General features: G+C 52.9%; 11 protein-coding genes. 4 read left to right on the top strand and 7 right to left on the bottom strand.

The genetic code is table 11. The features are described from left to right. The 3 genes from OLTU_RS13060 to OLTU_RS13050 all read right to left on the bottom strand — a co-directional run bounded on the left by OLTU_RS13060 (position 1) and on the right by OLTU_RS13050 (position 6,914). Entirely contained in the window at positions 1 to 1,914 is a 1,914-nt protein-coding gene (locus tag OLTU_RS13060) for a 7TM-DISM domain-containing protein (protein WP_141733205.1), read from the bottom strand. A 172-nt stretch (positions 1,915 to 2,086) separates the two neighbouring features. Continuing rightward, positions 2,087 to 4,780 carry a 7TM diverse intracellular signaling domain-containing protein gene (locus tag OLTU_RS13055; protein ID WP_176736580.1) on the bottom strand — a complete coding sequence of 898 codons (2,694 nt, stop codon included), beginning with the start codon at positions 4,778 to 4,780 and terminating at the stop codon, positions 2,087 to 2,089. A gap of 34 nt (positions 4,781 to 4,814) precedes the next feature. After that, positions 4,815 to 6,914: an ATP-binding protein gene (locus OLTU_RS13050; protein ID WP_176736579.1), complete on the bottom strand. Its 2,100-nt coding sequence runs from the start codon at positions 6,912 to 6,914 to the stop codon at positions 4,815 to 4,817. A gap of 97 nt (positions 6,915 to 7,011) precedes the next feature. Here OLTU_RS13050 and OLTU_RS13045 point away from each other — a divergent pair, with 97 nt between their 5' ends. Both OLTU_RS13045 and OLTU_RS13040 read left to right on the top strand, forming a co-directional pair. Continuing rightward, positions 7,012 to 8,007 carry a cytochrome-c peroxidase gene (locus OLTU_RS13045; protein WP_218110012.1) on the top strand — a complete coding sequence of 332 codons (996 nt, stop codon included), beginning with the start codon at positions 7,012 to 7,014 and terminating at the stop codon, positions 8,005 to 8,007. Between the two features lie 15 nt (positions 8,008 to 8,022). Continuing rightward, entirely contained in the window at positions 8,023 to 8,340 is a 318-nt protein-coding gene (locus tag OLTU_RS13040) for a plastocyanin/azurin family copper-binding protein (protein ID WP_141733201.1), read from the top strand. A 10-nt stretch (positions 8,341 to 8,350) separates the two neighbouring features. Here the strand turns inward: OLTU_RS13040 and OLTU_RS13035 are convergent, their stop codons facing one another. After that, on the bottom strand, positions 8,351 to 10,810 hold the full coding sequence (locus OLTU_RS13035; protein ID WP_141733200.1) for a glycosyl hydrolase: 2,460 nt from the start codon (positions 10,808 to 10,810) through the stop codon (positions 8,351 to 8,353). Positions 10,811 to 11,089: 279 nt separating this feature from the next. Between OLTU_RS13035 and OLTU_RS13030 the strand changes: the two genes are divergently transcribed. Then, positions 11,090 to 13,270, top strand: coding sequence for a di-heme oxidoredictase family protein (locus OLTU_RS13030; RefSeq protein ID WP_141733199.1), 2,181 nt, complete (start codon positions 11,090 to 11,092; stop codon positions 13,268 to 13,270). An 80-nt stretch (positions 13,271 to 13,350) separates the two neighbouring features. Further along, positions 13,351 to 14,022, top strand: coding sequence for an endonuclease III domain-containing protein (locus OLTU_RS13025; protein WP_218110011.1), 672 nt, complete (start codon positions 13,351 to 13,353; stop codon positions 14,020 to 14,022). A gap of 16 nt (positions 14,023 to 14,038) precedes the next feature. Here OLTU_RS13025 and OLTU_RS13020 read toward each other — a convergent pair whose 3' ends face one another. From OLTU_RS13020 to OLTU_RS13010, 3 genes are all read right to left on the bottom strand, one after another. Continuing rightward, on the bottom strand, positions 14,039 to 15,004 hold the full coding sequence (locus OLTU_RS13020) for a hypothetical protein (RefSeq protein WP_141733197.1): 966 nt from the start codon (positions 15,002 to 15,004) through the stop codon (positions 14,039 to 14,041). Positions 15,005 to 15,119: 115 nt separating this feature from the next. Further along, a complete protein-coding gene (locus OLTU_RS13015; RefSeq protein WP_141733196.1) occupies positions 15,120 to 16,238 on the bottom strand; it encodes a DKNYY domain-containing protein in 1,119 nt (372 codons plus the stop codon). 84 nt (positions 16,239 to 16,322) lie between these two features. Next, positions 16,323 to 17,279: a hypothetical protein gene (locus OLTU_RS13010; RefSeq protein ID WP_141733195.1), complete on the bottom strand. Its 957-nt coding sequence runs from the start codon at positions 17,277 to 17,279 to the stop codon at positions 16,323 to 16,325. Positions 17,280 to 17,330: the final 51 nt, after the last annotated feature.

The following is a 17,330-nucleotide window of genomic DNA, read 5'->3' as shown; positions in this document are numbered from 1 at the left end:
TCAACCCGCAGAATCGTAAGCCTTGACCAGAGTACTGCGTTCCCGGCTCGCGCGGGTCTCAGGCAGGTGCTTGAAATAAAGCCTTTTGGCGGCAGGGTCATCCCGAACAACAAGTCCTTCGTCGTGCAGGTTGTACTCCGTGAACGTGTTGGCCTCCTGCTCGTCAAGGCTGAGGAAGACCCGGGCCTGCAGAATCAGAACGCTGGCGTTGATCCGGCTGAAGATAACCTTCCTCATGCCTTCATACCGGGTGGCCAGGACTATGGATTTGCCGTACAGATCGTATTCCTTGGCGCCTGTTTCCGGATAAAAACCCGTGATATGATCCAGGGCTATTCCTATGCTGCAGTAAATCGGCTCCCGGTAACCAAACTTTTCGACCTCTTCCTGAAACGCATCATGAAACAGGGTCGCGACGTCCAGAGCATCCTTGGCCATGAATCCGGTTTTGGACTTGAACGGATAACCGATGCTGCAGAGGAAGCCATCGCCCATTTCCTTGATGCGGTAAGCATTGGCCGTCATGGTATCGGGATCATAGCCACTCATCATGATTTCATTGCATCGTCGAAAGACATTCCTGAAAAAGTCTTTGGTCTTTTCATGCTGGATGGTGGAGCTGGCGATGATATCAAAACAGATCACGCAGGCCACCCCTGGGTGGGTCGGCATGGTGGATTCGAGTTCCGCCGCCTTCTTTATCTGGCTGATCTGATGCGGATAGAACACCTTCTGCAGCTGCCGGAAGGCATGCTCGTTTTCCTGATTCATCTTTTTCTCCTGCAACCTGGCCTTATAGCTGGTGGCAAAAGAGAAGAGGATAATCTCGAGGGAGAATCCAATAAACCCCGAGAAGTGAAACGCATAGTCCACCGGAAACAGGAGCTGTATGAAGCCGACGATAAACCCAATAAAGAAGAGGGACCAACCATAAACAAAGAACGCCGCCGGTTTGTAACCCTGTTTCGTTCGGACGAACGCGCAGGCGATGGCGACGGTAATCAGGAAGGGGGCAAAGAAGATGGCCATGCCGCCTGAAGTACTGAACATCGACCAGGTGACACCCGCCACGTGAAGCAGAGTCAGCGCAAGAAAAACCTTGTAGAGTTTCGGAGTATAGGTCTTCAGATTCAGAGCCGACGATTTAAAAAGAAAGAGGAAAATTCCGCTGATAATGATCGGCAGCCGCCAGAACAGGTTCATATCCGGGTGCGGAATGCTGCCCGCACCATAAGCCAGTATCGTGGCAAAGCCCAGGACGTAGGGGCAGTAATAAAGAAAATAAAGGTTTCTGAAGAAGTAGAACATCGACATGTTGTAGACACACATGGCGATGGCGATCCCAAAAATCACTCCATAGAAGTTTCCTCGCCAGAAGTGCTGCACAGCAAAGTCGGTCGACTTCAGCAGTTGATAGCGGATTTTGGTCGCTTCATAGGTGCTGTTCGACACTTCGATAATGATGGTATTGATCCCCGGTTTGAGGCCGATCTCAAAGGTTGGCTTCGGCTTGAAAAAGCTCTCTTTGACGACAGCCCCGTCAGCATTCACAAGAATCATTCTGAATCGCGTGAGAGGATCAAACGTAAAATCGTGAGCCAGCGTATAATTCCCGCTGACCTTCGAATCCAGGATCACCCGGGCAAAAACCTTCTGGTGACTGTCCGTCTTTGTTTTGATGTCTTCGGATTCGGAAACCAGCCAGCCCAGTTCAGAACTGGCCGCCACGTCCTCGATCGTCAGGCTGCCTGAGTTGTCAATATAGTAGGAAAACGGGGCGCCTACCTTGACGACTTCATCCTTCTCTTCAACAGCAAGAATCGGCGCAGCTCGCGCCAGCAGGGGCCGCGTGATCCACGTTGAGCCGCTGAGTATAAATACCAGCCACCCAACCATCAGCTTAGGAATACACATAGGACACCCGTCTGATCAAACCGATTTATAGGACTGGAATATCCACCTTGTTTTGCCTGGTTCATCAAAATATGCATGAGCAGACAAGGAACGACGACGCTTATCATTTCTCGGGCTGGCGCTGGTGTTTCTAAAGAGCAGGAAAAAAAATTAACGTCCCATGGAAAACCACCTAACCCAATCTTTTCATCGAGGCAGAGTCATCAGCAGCAGAAGCCCGCAAAACTATGACAGTACGGAAAGGAACGAAATCCATATTCCCAACATCCACGCTTTGCGCCACCGCGGGATCCAATGGCTCCAGATAAATCACGGACCCAAAGGGTTCCAACAGGAGGCGCACGGCATTCATACCCATGCCCCGTCCGGCCAGATCGGAAACCGCATCCGCCGTGGAAAATACCGGGGCGAAAATGAACTCGGCCAGCTGATGAAAGGTGAGCCGCTGGCGAGGCGCAATCAGCTGGAGTTCGCACGCTTTCTGCTTTATTTTGGCAACATCCAAACCAGGGCCATCGTCGTAAATGGTCAGGCGCTCCAGCTCCGATGCGCCCTCCATCCCCACATGCAGGGTGCCACGCTCCGCGCGCACGCCATGCACCAGGGAATTGCGGAACAAATGGCCCAGGGCATCCAGCAGCGCATCACGCAATTCCACCGGGCAATCAAAGGCCCGATCCGCCTTAAGAATGAGGCTGGGGGTTGCCTTGCCCAGGCTCTCCGCAAGGCGCAGCTGTTCACGCCCCAACTGTTCAATCCAGTCCTTCAGATCCCAGCCCAGCTTGGAGCGGATCAGAAGACGGATATCCTCGCGGACGTTCGCACCGGACTCCAGCCAGAGGCGCAGGGTGCTCGTTTCCGAGGCCGAGAAGAGGCTGAAGGATTCCTCCTCCTCCTGACCGAAAAAGCGCAGAAAAACCTTGCGATAACGCTCCAATTTGGTCTCCAGCACTCTGAGGCGGGCAACCAGCTCGATACGATCCAAAACATGGTTTTCCGTTAAGGCAAGCCGCAGCGGCTCTTCAGTTGCATGGCAGAGGTCGGAAAGCTCCTTGAGATGCAGCTGCCGCGCATTGCCCTTGAGCGTATGCAGGTAAACAAAAATTGTTTTCAAAGACGTCATCGTGATCTCGCGATCGCAGGCCTGGAACATCAGTTCCATGAGTTTTGTCTGCTTATGCAAAAAACTCTGAATCATGGTCTTGGGAGCAAAAAGGAATTCCCTGAGGATGCGGAAGTCCTCTTCCTGTTCACGCGATTCGGCTTCAAGCCTTTGCAGCTCAGTAACATCATGGATGATCCCCAGGAACTGCACGATCTGCCCTTGATTTTCAATCGGATGCCAATGAAGGCGATAGGTCCTGTTATCGGCGCTGAGGAATTTTTCAGCCATGTGCTCACGATTCAGTTCCCAATTGATGCAGTCCTCGCCGAGCGAGGCTTCCAGTATCGAATCCACCATGGCCACTTCCTGAGCCGGCATTTGAAAACGCTGGGTGAAAAGGTCCAGAATGGGTCGTTCGGTCAGTCCCCTTCCGGGAAAAACAGCCTGGAGAAAATTCGAGTAAGGCGGCGTGATGGTTTTGGTCCGATCGATAATAAACAGCCCTTCCGGTATGTGATCCATGATATGGCGGATTTGGCTGGTTTGTTTCTCGACCTCCGATTGCAGGGAAACGCTCAGATGGGCCGCTCGACTGTAGGCGCTGGCAAAGCGCTTGGCCAAAAGCTGGCTTTGAAGGAAAACAAAGAGCGTTCCAGCAAAATGTCCCAGTCGTATGGATCCCCCCATGCGCGAATGCAGGATTTCCAGGACGAAGATAACAATAGGAAGGATCGAGGCAGCCAGCATGTAATAGGCGCCTTCCTCCTTGTTCCTTATGGCCCGAATTAGAAGGCGGACGAGGTAGACGAGATTAAAGACAGCGAGGATTTGAATCAGGAGAACGTCGGTGCGCACATGTTCAATCGTTCTGAAGCAGCAGGAGAGCATGTAGAGGACGCTCAAGGCGCACATGCCCAGGACGATGTGTTTCGAATGCGTCACGGACCTGAAAGTCGTTGTGATGAAGGGCAGCATGGCGAAATTCAGAAGCCCAACCGAGAGATACTCCATGCGCCGGGAGAAGTTATAGATCAGGGATGTTGCCACCGGATCCAGGAGTTCACACAGGATCATCTCCACACCTACAATGCGGAGGATGAGCCCGAGGCATATCAAAGCTAAAAACAGGCTGGGGTAGTCATCGCGTCGCCGAACAAACATCATGGTCATGTAGAAGACCATAATAATCAACGAGCCGCTGGTGGCATAGACCAGGCTGGAATGGATATGCTTCTGTGTTTCGAGCGTATGACCAGGGGCAATTCGAGGCTCGGACCAGAGTCCTCCTGTATCGCGTCCCTGGAAGGAGAAGTTGATCACCAGAAACCAGCGCCCCTCAGGTCCCACCACCAAAGGCACGATGCGTCGGATCGCGGTTCGCAGCTCGGTGTCTTCGCTCAGGCCTTCCTGCCCGCCCGAGATGAAAAGCCGCCGCTCAGGTTCAGCTGCATTCCAGAGCCAGGCTGTGTAACCATGATTCAGAAAATCAAGGCTGAGCTGATAAAAACCCGGTGTCAGAGGAGGCAGCGCGTACCAGTAAGCACCGATTCGCTTGAAACCGGCATCAGAAGGGGCCATCCCATCAAAGATCCAGGGATATCCGATCGCCTGACCATCGGCAGGAGGCGTGCCGCCTTGCACTTCCTCCCAGCTGAGCCAGCGGTTGAAGACGAGCCGACCTTCTGCAATTTTTTCCTGAGCCGGTGCTCGCCCGGTCCAGGCCAGGATCATCAGCATAAAGGTCAGAATAAACTTTATCATGCTTACCCTTTGCGGCCAGCTCCCGCAACATTGATCAGGCACTGCGTTGCAGTCGATCCCAGTCCTGCTCCTGAGGTGGAATATCAATCTCAAACTGGGTCCCAAGCCCTGCCTGAGAAAACACCGTAATGGTGCCACCCAGCTTTTGCACCAGCTCCTTGACCGCATCCATGCCCACACCCCGTCCAGAAAATTCCGTGACCTCATCACGCGATGAAAGCTCAGGAAGAAAAAGCAGTTCGACTTTCTGCTGCTGGGTCGCCGCCTGGGCCTTATCTTCCGTCCAAAGTCCAGCCTGGACAGCTTTTCGGGCCAGCTTGTCCGCATTCACACCCTGGCCATCGTCCCGAATGATAAAGTGAAGAACGCCATCAGCCTTGCGATAAGCGGCCCATTGGATGGTGCCTTGGGCCGGTTTACCAAGCTGCTTTCTCACGTCCGGGCTTTCAATGCCATGGTCGACACTGTTGTGGAGGATATGATTGAAAACGGCATCGAATTTCTGCACCTCGAAGGAGGCAAGTTCGGCGCTATCCGGAGCAAAGGTGAGCATCACCTGCTTGCCGAGTTTCTCGGCAGTGCTTTGCAGATAATGCTCATAGCGCGCGAAAACCTCCTGGAGTGGCTGGCGCAGACAGTCCGTCAGCAGCGATTGTAAAGCGGAATCCCTCTGCACGGTCGCATACTGCATAATCTTTTCAAACTTCGATTTGATCATACTGATGCGGCCCGCCCGCAAATTCAGACCCAGAACCTGGGCTATGTCGGTCGTTTCAAATTTCCAATGATCCTTGATCTGCTCCCACGCTTGCAGAACCGAGGCCCCGTGCACGCCATGATCTTCGATCAAGGACTCGAGATTATGGATTTCCGTGGCCAGATAACTGAACTCGGCGGTGGCCAGCGTGCCCTTCAACGAATGGAGGTCGTGTTTCAGCTGCCGGATTCCCGCAGGGTTTAAAGCCTCCAACTTCTGCTGAAAAACTGCATCCACTCGTTTGAGGATTTCCACGGCTTCATCCCGAAACGCCAGGTAATCCTCGGTGCGTGCGGCAGCTCTTGTGATTTTCTTGACCCGTTCGGCCTGGAGGAGAGCGTCCTTCTCCTGCTGCAGCTTTTGAGTCACATCCGCCACGACCACGACGACGCGTTCCAACCCACCTTTGGCATGACGGAGGGGGCGATATTCAAGATGAATGATGCGCTGGTCAGGAAGGACCAGAACCTTGGGTAAAAGACTCAGGGGAGCGGAGAGGTCCTGGAAATAATCTCCGTGGGACTCATCCCAGAGCATGCGGAGACAGGAGGCCACATTCTTACTGGCACCTGGAGCGTACTGGCTGACAAAGTCCTGCAGGTTCCTGATGTCCCCGCTGCCTGGCAGGATGGTCAGCAGAGCCTGCGACCGTTCTTCAGCGATCCGGCCCGTGCTGTCAAAAAAGAAGAGACCTTCACTGAGAACATGCAGCAGACTCCGGGTATTGTCATCGGACCTTTCCACCTGGCGCGATAGAAGGGTGATCGTTGCGGTGATCAAAATGATGCCAAGCAAAAGGGTAACGCTGACATGGAGGAGAGAGCGCATATTCTTTTCATGCAGCTCTTCGCTGGCTTTCTTCAGGTCTTCGGCGCCGATTTCCGCCAGCTCACGGATGAGCGCTTCATAGCCCTTTTTGTGGACCTCGTACTGATCAAAGTACATCGCGCGGGCCTGATCCACATTCTCAAATAGTTTTTCCAGAACCCGGGAGTCGATCGGCCTCAGCTTCTGCTCATCGTACTCCTGGAGTTTGCGGAGCAGGTCCTGGAGGCGCTCCGAACTGACTTCCTGCTGCAGTTCATTCAGAAGCTGCTTATGGTCATCATAGGCTTCAATTTTCTTGGCCGAGAATTTTTCAAGCTGATTCGGGTCGATCAGCATGGCTTTGGATGCATCGTCCTGCAGCAAAAGGAGTGACAGAATACGATTGGTTTTGGATTCGATGCGCAGGACATCAGCCAGATGCGAGGCATTGTTTTGAAGTCCCCGTAACGTCATGGCACTGACCGCTATGGAGACCAGGATCAGGGGAACCACCAAAGTCAGGTGAAACTTTGTAGCCAAGGGCAGTTTTTTTTTGACTAAATTAAACAAATAAAACTCCGATCCCCTTGAAAGACGTTCCAACTGCTGTGGAATCGGCAATTTATCGAAAAAAATTAGGGAAAAAAGGGCCGTGCGGAGCATTTTCGTGACATGTTTGACCCTGGGATTTGTGCTGGCTTCGCAGGACGCAGGGGCGTCCGGCGTGGATCAGGCCACCAGGAAACTCTATAAAAGACCTTCGGGTATCCCTTTTCCGAAGGACAATGCTCACTCGTCCGCGCGGGAATCCTTGGGAAAAACCCTGTTTTTTGATCCGCGCTTATCCGGATCCAATTGGCTATCGTGCGCGACCTGCCATAACCCAGGCCTCGATTGGACCGATGGTTTACCCAGGGCATTGGGTGTTGGTATGAAGCCCCTGCCCCGCCGGACCCCAACTCTTTTGAACCTCGCCTGGAGCGAGCTGATGCTGTGGGATGGCCGGTCGCACTCGCTGGAAAGTCAGTCGCTCGAGCCCTTGGCCTCCGAGAGTGAAATGAATATGCCTCCGGAAAATCTCGTAGCAAAGCTCCGCAAGATTCCAGGGTATGGCGCGCTCTTTGAAGCGGCCTATCCTGAAGAAGGCTTAAGCATCGCCACGGTGACCAAGGCTTTGGCAACCTTTGAACGGACCATAGTTTCAGGCACCGCTCCCTTTGATCGTTGGATTCAGGGCGAGGAAAAGGCTCTGACGCCTGCAGCCGTGAGGGGATTTGCTCTGTTCAATGGGAAAGCCCTCTGCTCACGCTGTCACAGCGGATGGCGATTGACAGACGACAGTTTTCACGACATCGGTCTGCCTGATGCCGATCTGGGGCGTGGTGCAATCCTGCCCGACGTTGAGATCCTGCAGCATGCTTTCAAAACTCCCACCCTACGCAATGTCGATCGACGGGCTCCGTATATGCACGATGGCAGTATTGCGACGCTGGTCGACGTTATCGAATTTTATGATCAGGGCGGCAAGGCCAGGCGTTTGAGCCAGGCCGAAGACGTGCGTCCACTGGGTTTAACAAGCCAGGAAAAAGCCGATCTTTTGTCCTTTTTAAAAACCCTGACCAGTGCGGACAAATCGGTCGTCCTTCCGATCCTGCCGCGATAGCTTGAGAGGGAAATCATGTCCCATGGAATTTCAGCAACATTGGCTCTGTTCCTCGTGTGCCCCACCCTCTGGGCCAAGGATCACGTCATCACGCAAAAAGGTCGGCAGTTCTCCAGGAGCAAGATCGTTATCCACCCCGGGGACACCATCGTCTTCAAGAACGATGATGACACTCCCCATAATGTTTTCACGACCAGCGAGGTCATGAAATTCAACCTGGGCGTGCAAAAGGCCGGCACCGAGCTGCGTCATGTATTTTCAAAGGCCGGGGAAGGCGAAATTCGCTGTGCCATCCATCCTAAAATGAAACTCAACGTTCGTGTCAGCAAATAAGGCGAATTCCTCAATTCTTCACCGAATAAACCGTTTCTCCGGGCGGAATATCCTTGATCGTATGCACCCATCCATTCCTATCATGGAAATTTACGCTTAGGGCATGATCCCGCGAGGGATTGAAAGCTACGAACGTATACCGCCCGTGCTTTTCAAATACTCCATAAGCCGGTGCATCGGCTCGAAAGCCTGCCATGGGACGTCCAAGCTGATTCAGATTGTGAATAAAATGATAAATAATGGACCAGGTCTCGTGATCGTGAAGTGGACTATATTCCTGCCCCGGAAGCCCCGCCATCTCACCGAACTGATAGCGTTGCACGGCGGCCTGCGGGTCGACCAGCGCCTGAAAATTCAGCATGGTTCCATGCCAGGTGTCGAAATCAGTGCCTTTCGCCTGTCTGTTGGTTTGGGACATGAAATCCCATATTTTCCGGGTATAACTCCGATTCAGACCCATATGGAGTGTGGCTGGAGTCAAGGGAAGCAGCTGAATGCCAAAGTACTCTTCAATGTTCTGCGAACCCCAGTGAGTTTTAAACTCATAGGCGCCTTCACGGAGGATGCCAACCAGAGGAAAATCATAGGCAGGATGATGAACGTCACCATCAACATCAAGCCAGTACTGATCGACTGCCGATCGCTCCGTCCAGTAGAGATAGAGCCCAAGATCACGATACTGCTTTTGTCCGGTCACCTGGCCCCACTGGTAAATGGCCTGCCACGCATTGAGCGCCTCGGAGCTGGATTCGAGATCATTGCCATCATAATAGCCGAACCAATAAAAGCCACTGGCATAACTGCGGCCGGAATAAGGATCAAAGGCACGGAGGTAGGGAAATTGGCGATCCTGGCGATCTGGTGCCGCAATATTCCGAATCAAGCTTTCGACGGCCCAGCCATAGTCTTTGATAAATTGAGGATGATATTTCGCCAGGAGAGCGGCCGCATGAATCCAATAACCATAGTGCAGATGATGATCATTCAGAGCCGGCGTGCCGTAGGAGGCCCGCCAGCCCACAATGTGTCCCCAGTCGCCATGTGTCGGCAGATAGTTTGAAAAATACTTGTAAGGCTGATTGTCCGCCCAAAAGGTTGGCTCGGAACCTGGACTATAGGTAAACCAGTCGGCGAATTCATTATAAAGCCCTTGCACGATCTCATCATGCAGCCAGTCCATGCCAATGGCCTCGGCAACAGCCAGCGACTGAGCCGCTCTTTGCAGCGCTTTGCCGGTCCCATAAGTATCGACGCCAAACGCGGACTTCACATAGTCTTCCCAGACGATCCACTGTTGATGCAATTCGGCTGAATAGCCCACCGATGCGGAGGGCTGGTTGAGGGTCAGGAGGATGCCTTGATTCTGAAGTTCTGTTCGGAAGCTTAACCCTTTCCAAAGCCGCATCGAACCCCGAAGCGTGGCGTAGGATCCCAGGGAATTCTGCCCTCCCGCGGGCATATTTTTGTATTGGTGCGGGAAAAGTGTTGTGAGCACTTCCGAACTGAATTCGGGTCGCGTGAGCTTTGTTTCAAACCTGAATTCCGTCCTGATAAGAGCCTCCTTCTCCACATGAGTATAGGAAGCCCGGGTTCCCACGATTTTCGCATAAGCATGCTGATAGAAGAGTTGGAAGTCCTCACGTCGCGGCAGGAGCGCCGTGCTCAATTCATTTCCATTCCCTCCAATGATGACCTCCAGATATTCCCCCTGTCGGCGCCACTGGGTTCCCGCCGTGCTAAAGAAGCCCCAGAGGCTGCTCTCCTGGCTGACAGGATGCAGAACCTGCACCAGAATGCGATCCCCAACAAACTGTTCGCCATCCCGCAGGATGGGCTGTCCCTGACCATTCGTAATGTCGATGCGCCCGCCATGACTGTTCAGGCGGATGCGCGGTTGCCCATTCTGAAATTCAAAATAACTGTAAGGCGAGCCGGCGGTCATGGTTGTGTACATCCGGTGACCGCCAGCATCCGACGTTTCTGTGACGATGTGCCAGTCACCATAAGCGTGAAGCCGGCTTTTGGTCGAGGCGCGTTGCATGGAGCTGTTCCAGATCATGAATTGACTCTGCACATCGGAGCCTATCGTCCGCACCTTGCCAGCCGGCAATTCCGTAACGCCCTGCGTGCGTTCCGTGGGCTTTCCGGCCCCTCTGAACGCCACGGCAATCCCAAAGGCTTCACCCTCCGCGGGATATTCATGAATAGCGGAGCTATAGAAAAGCGGAAAAGGCGACATGGTCTTGACTTCATCGCGGACCAGAAGATTGCTCCACCATGTGTTCGATGGAACGGGGCCTTGTATTTGCGAAGTTTTATTAACAGGACGTCGCGCCTGGAATGTTTCCAGCGAATCCTGCGAACCGGATACATGAGCTGGCGCAAAGCTTCCAAGCTGGGCCTGAAGGCCACCACTCCAGACCCAGAGACAAGCGTAAAATACCCAACCCAACCCGTTTTTCATCGGCATGTGATGATCCCCCCTCAGTCAAAAAAGCAATGCTATTTTGTTTGTCATGAAAACTTATCAAGTGAGTGCTGGGGACAGTTCTATATCCTTGGTTCGCAGACCGCAATTTCTAACATTTTGTTTTGTTTTCATGATTGACCTAAATTCACGATGTCATCTGGAGGTAGCGAATCTGAATGAATGAATGAATGAATGAATGAATGAATGAACGTGCAGATTGAATAATCCCAAAAACATGATACATGAAAATGTATCTGATATGACTCCAGGAGATAACCATTGAAGATTGGAAATTTCATATCATCAAAAACAGGGTTAAATCCCTTTCCAAGGTTCACAGGATTCTTCATCCTGGTATTCATCTCAGGGCCTGGCTTGATCAGCTGCATGGGCGAAACGGATTCACCTCGTCCAGCTCATCGCACCGATTCAAGCGCTCCGGTGCCGAACAGTGAACGTCGTGGCGCTGGCACGAAGCCTCTCGTCGCAGTCGACGGGGAGTTCTTCCCTCTCTATGATCGCAACTCTGCCAGGCAAATAAGTCAGAACAAGATCGTCGATGGCATTGCGTACACATATTTTGGTTCAAGAGTGGCTGAACGCCATGTGCGGGAGTCATCCAAATTCCCTGATCCTATTGCCAAAGCCATCATAGGCCGCTATCTGGGCTTTCCAGCCTTCTATTTCGAGCGGCGCAGCTTTGGTGTTGAAGTCATCGACAAGTCAGGAGCTGGTATCCCTGAAATCGTTTTCAATATCACTACGAATTGGCCGATGGACGGCCTGGGTGAAGCCGTTAAGCGCCCTGGAATAACGGGTCGATATTTCTATTCGGCAGCGACCTCTCTCAATGACTATTTCGCGTCAGGCATCTTTGAAGATAAAAGTCCCTCCGAGAACCTGCCTGACGGCCCCTACCTCTACCAGCATGTTCTGCGGAGTGATTTGATAAAACCCGGAGCCTTTATGGAGGTGGAGTTTACGTTCAACCTCCATGCTAAAGACGGTGTTGGTGGTATTGGAGGACCTCCACGCGGGGATGCCAACTATTATTCCCCCGCCTGGCTCTTGCGTTTAAGCGAACCAGGAGTCATCGCCTGGGAGGAAACTGGCGTCAATCCGAGTCAATCGCTGTTCGACGGTCGGGCTGGTCTCCCCCTCCCCGCCAATGCACTCAGCGGCGGTACATTGACCAATTCCGCGGATACCAGCGACGAACTTGAATTCATGCTGGGGCAGCCTGCTCTGAATATGGCACCACAGAATGTGCAAGTTTTTGTCGAAGGCCGCCGACTCTTCCATACAAACTTCGAGAACGGGGAGCATTCCGACAAACGCAACGGAATACTCGACCAGGCTATCGGAAAAGCGGGTCCGCTTTTCGTCGAGACGTCCTGTATTGCCTGTCATGTCAACAATGGCCGTGGGCTACCGCCGAAGGAGGGTGAGCCCATTCACAATATGGTCTTCAAAGTTGGCGAAGCTACAGCTGATCGAAAGTCCATGCCTCATCCTGCATTTGGAACGAACCTGCAAGTGCAGGCTATCAAAGGTATGCCTGAGTCAACTGTGACGGTGGCTTATGAAAGAATCCAAGGTCAATTCGCAAGCGGTGAGGCTTTCGAACTGAGAAAACCAAAATTTACATTCTCGGCGGCGAATATCCGCCAATTCTCGCCGCGAACCACACCGCCGCTGATTGGTCTTGGGCTTATCGAGGCTATTGATGAACAAACGATCATCAGCAAGCAGGAAGGTTTGCCAGGGAGAGCCAGTCTCGTCAAAGATCCAGAAAATGGGCTTATCAGAGTTGGCCGTTTTGGATGGAAGGCCGAAAAAGCCTCTCTTCTTCATCAGGTTGCGGGGGCTTTCCGCGATGATATGGGCGTGAGCTCGGCAATCTTTCCAGACAGGACAGAAGTGGATCCAGAAGTTGACACCGCAAGCCTTGTCAGGATCGTGAGCTACCTTGCAACAACCGGCGTTCCTCCAAGACGCGATGTGAATCATCCTGAAGTCATAGCAGGAGAAGCACTCTTTAAAAAAGCCGGATGCGATGGCTGCCACACGCCGGAAATCAGGACCGGCTCGAACCATCCTTTTGCCGAACTGCGCGATCAACTCATTCGTCCTTATTCAGATTTCCTCTTGCACGATATGGGACCGGAATTGGCCAGCTCACTGCCGGGCGAGTCTGCCCAGGGTGTGGAATGGCGAACTCCACCTCTCTGGGGGTCTGGTTTAACCAGGCATGTTTCAACCACTCCCGTGCAGGTTGGGCCCGATAAAATTGAATATGGTACTCAGCAGGAATCCTATCTTCATGATGGCCGTGCTCGCACACTCATGGAAGCTATTCTGTGGCATGGTGGGCAGGCTGAAGCATCGAAGGAATATGTCAGGACCCGAATGAATAAGACCGAGAGGGATCAGCTGGTTCGCTTTCTGAATTCCCTGTAATGGGGACAGGAACGTTGGGGGCATTCCAAATGCGCACGTCGAAATCCATGGAAAGGCTCAGGGCGCGGGTTGAAGCCATCATGAATCGATTTCAAGCCGCCACGCCTATCCCGCCGCTGGGTCTCATTTACAAGACTCCTTATCAGCTTTTGGTCTCCATGATCCTTTCTGCCAAGAATACGGATGCCATGGTCAACAGCGTGATGGGGCCCCTCTATGAAAAGGAATTCACGCCCCAGACCGTGCTGAATCTAGGCCCGGATGGTTTTCTCAACCTCATCCGCAGAATCGGATTGGCTCCGACCAAAGCCCGTAACATTCATAAAACCAGTCAAATTTTAGTTGAGCGTTTCGGTGGAGAAGTCCCTTCGCGTCGCGAGGATCTGGAAAGCCTGGCGGGAGTGGGACGCAAGACGGCCAGCGTGCTGTTGGGCGAACTCGAGGGTGAACCTATTCTCGCTGTCGATACTCACGTGTTTCGCGTCACGGCGCGCCTTGGACTGCATAATGAGCCGACACCGGAAAAGGCTGAAAAGGTGCTTCTGCAAATCATCGATCCCAGGTATCAGCATGGACAACATCGGTACTTCATAGTCCATGGTCGGCAGACCTGCAAAGCTTTGAAGCCGCTCTGTGATCAATGCATCCTGAGTGATCTGTGCCCGAGTTATGAAATCCTGCGCCCCCGACCGGAAGGAATGCCGCCCAAGCGTTCGCGGCGATTGAACACGCGCCCCAGCGTCCGTTCATGAGGCGAACGTCTGCAGCTCAGGAATACTGCCCAAATGCGACGAGGCGCTGTCTCTCATCACAGATTTCGAAGGCATTGCCATTGAAATGGAAGTCGAGGACCTGATCGACCAGAGCCGGACGAGCAAAGGTAATGGATATCGATTCGGCCGGCGAACCTTTCACCTGCGTGGCATAATGCAGAGTCAGGTTCATAACCCCAAATCCTTGCAGGAAAGGGCGTTTCTGCCCACAGAGCCGGGCGCCCCAGGTCGTGGTATGGATGATATTGTGATCACCGGAAATACGGCCGTAATCGAGTCCAGCCTGGGCTCCGAGACGATGCTGACGTTTGACCGTGTTGCCATCCCAGGTTTGCCAGCTGCTCATGCGCTTCGAAAGTCCCCGGAAGCGCTCGGCGAGTTCCACCTGATCGGAGGCTATCCCTTCGAGAAAGTGCGGCGGACACTTCTTCACGAACCAGAAATCCTTATGCACGCGCACCACGCGGCCGTTCTCATCCGCAAGTTCCGTTCTCATGATGAGGATACACTGGTTCTTGCGGGGGACAACGTCTGACAGCTCCATCTTCATCGTATAGACACTGTCGGGTTTTACAGTCTCGAGCGGGGCGGTCAGCTCGTAGTTCGACTGAAGGTGCAGGATCGTACTGAAGTTGATCCGCAGTGCGCCCAGAATCCGGAACAGGCAGAAGGCGCCTGCGCTGTTGTAATAGGTCAGTGGAGCCTGGATGTGATCCTGGGTCTGCGCAATGAATTGATGCCAGTCGTGGCGGTCCAGCTCACTGAAGCGAACCTGGGCCGTGGCGGCCGGCACTTTCTTCCGCAAGCGAGGCCGATGCCTGCGGGCCATACCGCGAATCAGTTCGCCGAAGTACTGGGGCCGGTAAAGAGGGCTTTGAATATCGACCAGTTGCGGCTGAATTCCTGCCCCGATCGGTTGCTTCAGAAGTGTACTCAACGACTTTACATAAGCAAGATTCATGACACATCCATGCATTGTGATGAGGGCCCGGACCGGACGTCCACCGGGCATTCCACGTCATCATTTGAAGGAAACGCTGCTGGTTGGCAAGGATAAAATGAATGGATAAGTCAATCTAATGCATATCCGATCCTTCCAGGGACAGGATTGCGCTCGGGGGTTCCTCCAGGACAAAACTTCGGTTCTTGTCATGCACCTGACAGACCAGTTTCATCCTTGAGGGGATAGTACAAAGCATTCGAGGTTGCGGGCCCCTCGAACATGAATCAACGACAAATGATGGAGCGTCAACATCGGGCACGAGGTTGTTCAAGAACAGCACCTGACTGTTGTTCTTGCAAAAATCGGAATCCAGGCACGCGAAGTCCTCCGGAACAACACCGGGAACAGCATGGCCCTGATAGTAAACCTGTTTGGAATCAACAGCATAATTTGGATTGATTTTATCCAATGTCAGCGATCCTGGGTCAGCTCCGACGACGATCTCACCATTGAAGTAGGCATGATTCTGGTCCTTGGCCCAACCGGATGCCAAAGCTGTGAAGCTGCTTCGATCCGCGCTCTCCAGGACCTTACTCAAAAAATAAACTCTTGAGTTGTCCCAGGCATAGCTACCGAGCGCTTCAAAGCTGGCAAGATCGAGAGGCATGAGCCGCTCATCCCGATAATAGACGGCAAGTTTGCTTTGCTGGAAGGATGGCGCAGATTTCATGGATTTTGGCTGAAGGGCCTCGTTCAGCTCGCTCAGAAGCTCAGATGGGATGACACCAGTCAAGTCGGGGGAAACCTCCCGAACGCAGCCCAGATCTGGCGATGCCAGGATCTCGGACGAGCCGTCCGATCTCTTAATCTTTAATCTGATTTGACGAAGGTCATAGCCTCTTGCGGAAGTCTTACAGACGACGCTGCGGTCAAACATCGATTTCGGAGCGCCGGCCAGGCTTGCAAAAATCGGCTCTTTCAAATCATCACCATTGAACAAAAAAAACTTATCAGCTGAGTCGCTGCCGCAGCCGCTGTTGACGAAATTGGAATAGGAATAGGTCACGCTTTCGAAAGGCGAACTCGATGCCAGGCCAGGTTCTTGCTGTAAATCAGAGTTTTGATCCCGGTTCCTGCTGCATGCCATCGGCATCATCAGCTGCACACCGAGAGTTACCAATGCTCTCCAGCTCGTCACAAACTCTCCCTCTAATCTTGAGAATGTACGGAATAACTGCAAAAAATGCGCCATTCACAACCTACTGGAAATCAAGACTCGCGAGCGCCCATGCTGTGAACATGGATAAACTTTGGAACAGCTGAGTCAGCAGGATCGCTAGTGTAGACCCACAATCATCTGCTGGCAGGTTCCATTGGAAAGGCAACACGTGAGATCACCACCATCCCCAAGCCTGCCGGCTTCATCAAAATAGAGCGCATGCTCCTGGGAGATGATCAATTCCTTATCCTGGCTTGAAACCAGATTCAAACATCGTTGGAAAGTCACCTGGTAGCTATGATCCCCTTTCGGCGACTGAACCGTAATGTCCATTTTTGCATCCGAAACGGACGACCCGGCCGGGAAATCGAAGGCGAACTGTTGTCTAATGTAAGGAAGATAACTTTCCCGCGAGAGAACCATGGGAATGATGGTTTTCCCTGCAGCTGCGACCTTGACCTGTTGGTCACTGCTGGTGGTCATCTTGAGGATGATCCTCCTTTCCCCTGGTTCCGTGTGAATCCGTTCGCATTGAACAGCCAATTCATCAGGACCCGAGGAACCGAGCGGAGCGCGCTCCAGGATCGCACCGGCAAGCTGAGGCGTGGGCACAGGCTGGGGGTCAGCCGATACGCTGTCTCCTTGCGTCGGGCCGACAGCGAAGTTGTAATTCACAATCATATGACGAAAATCGTCACTGGGATAACCTACGCTGCCTGCAAAGTCGCAGTCCTTGAAACTCAGTGGCCCACTGCTGGCCTCATCATCATTCACTGCAAACTTGAATTGGAGGCTTTGATTCCGTTGAGCCGGCGTCAGGATATGCCGCAAGCGGCTGAGCCTGGCCTCTGACCCTGGCACAAATTCGCCGCCTCCGTCGGACCATTCCGCGCTTATCCTGGCATTTTTATCAGTAAGGGATGGAGCACTGAAAACATAGGCGGTCATGGTATAAACGGAAGGATCCAGGACTTCGCGCTGAGGCAGGGAGGCGGTCGTAGCCTGATCCTCATTTTTGCGGGCGCAATGAGGCAACAGGCACAAACAGGCCAGGATAAGTCCCCGATTTCTCATGAAGTCGATCCTCTATTTTTCCTGACCTATCGGCATTTCAGGGATTTTCTT

Origin of the sequence: Oligoflexus tunisiensis (assembly GCF_001748245.1) — a bacterium.
In the GTDB taxonomy this organism is placed as follows: Bacteria; Bdellovibrionota_B; Oligoflexia; order Oligoflexales; family Oligoflexaceae; genus Oligoflexus; species Oligoflexus tunisiensis.
The sequence above is the reverse complement of the archived record's forward strand: the minus strand, read 5'-3'. Positions and strand labels throughout refer to the sequence as shown.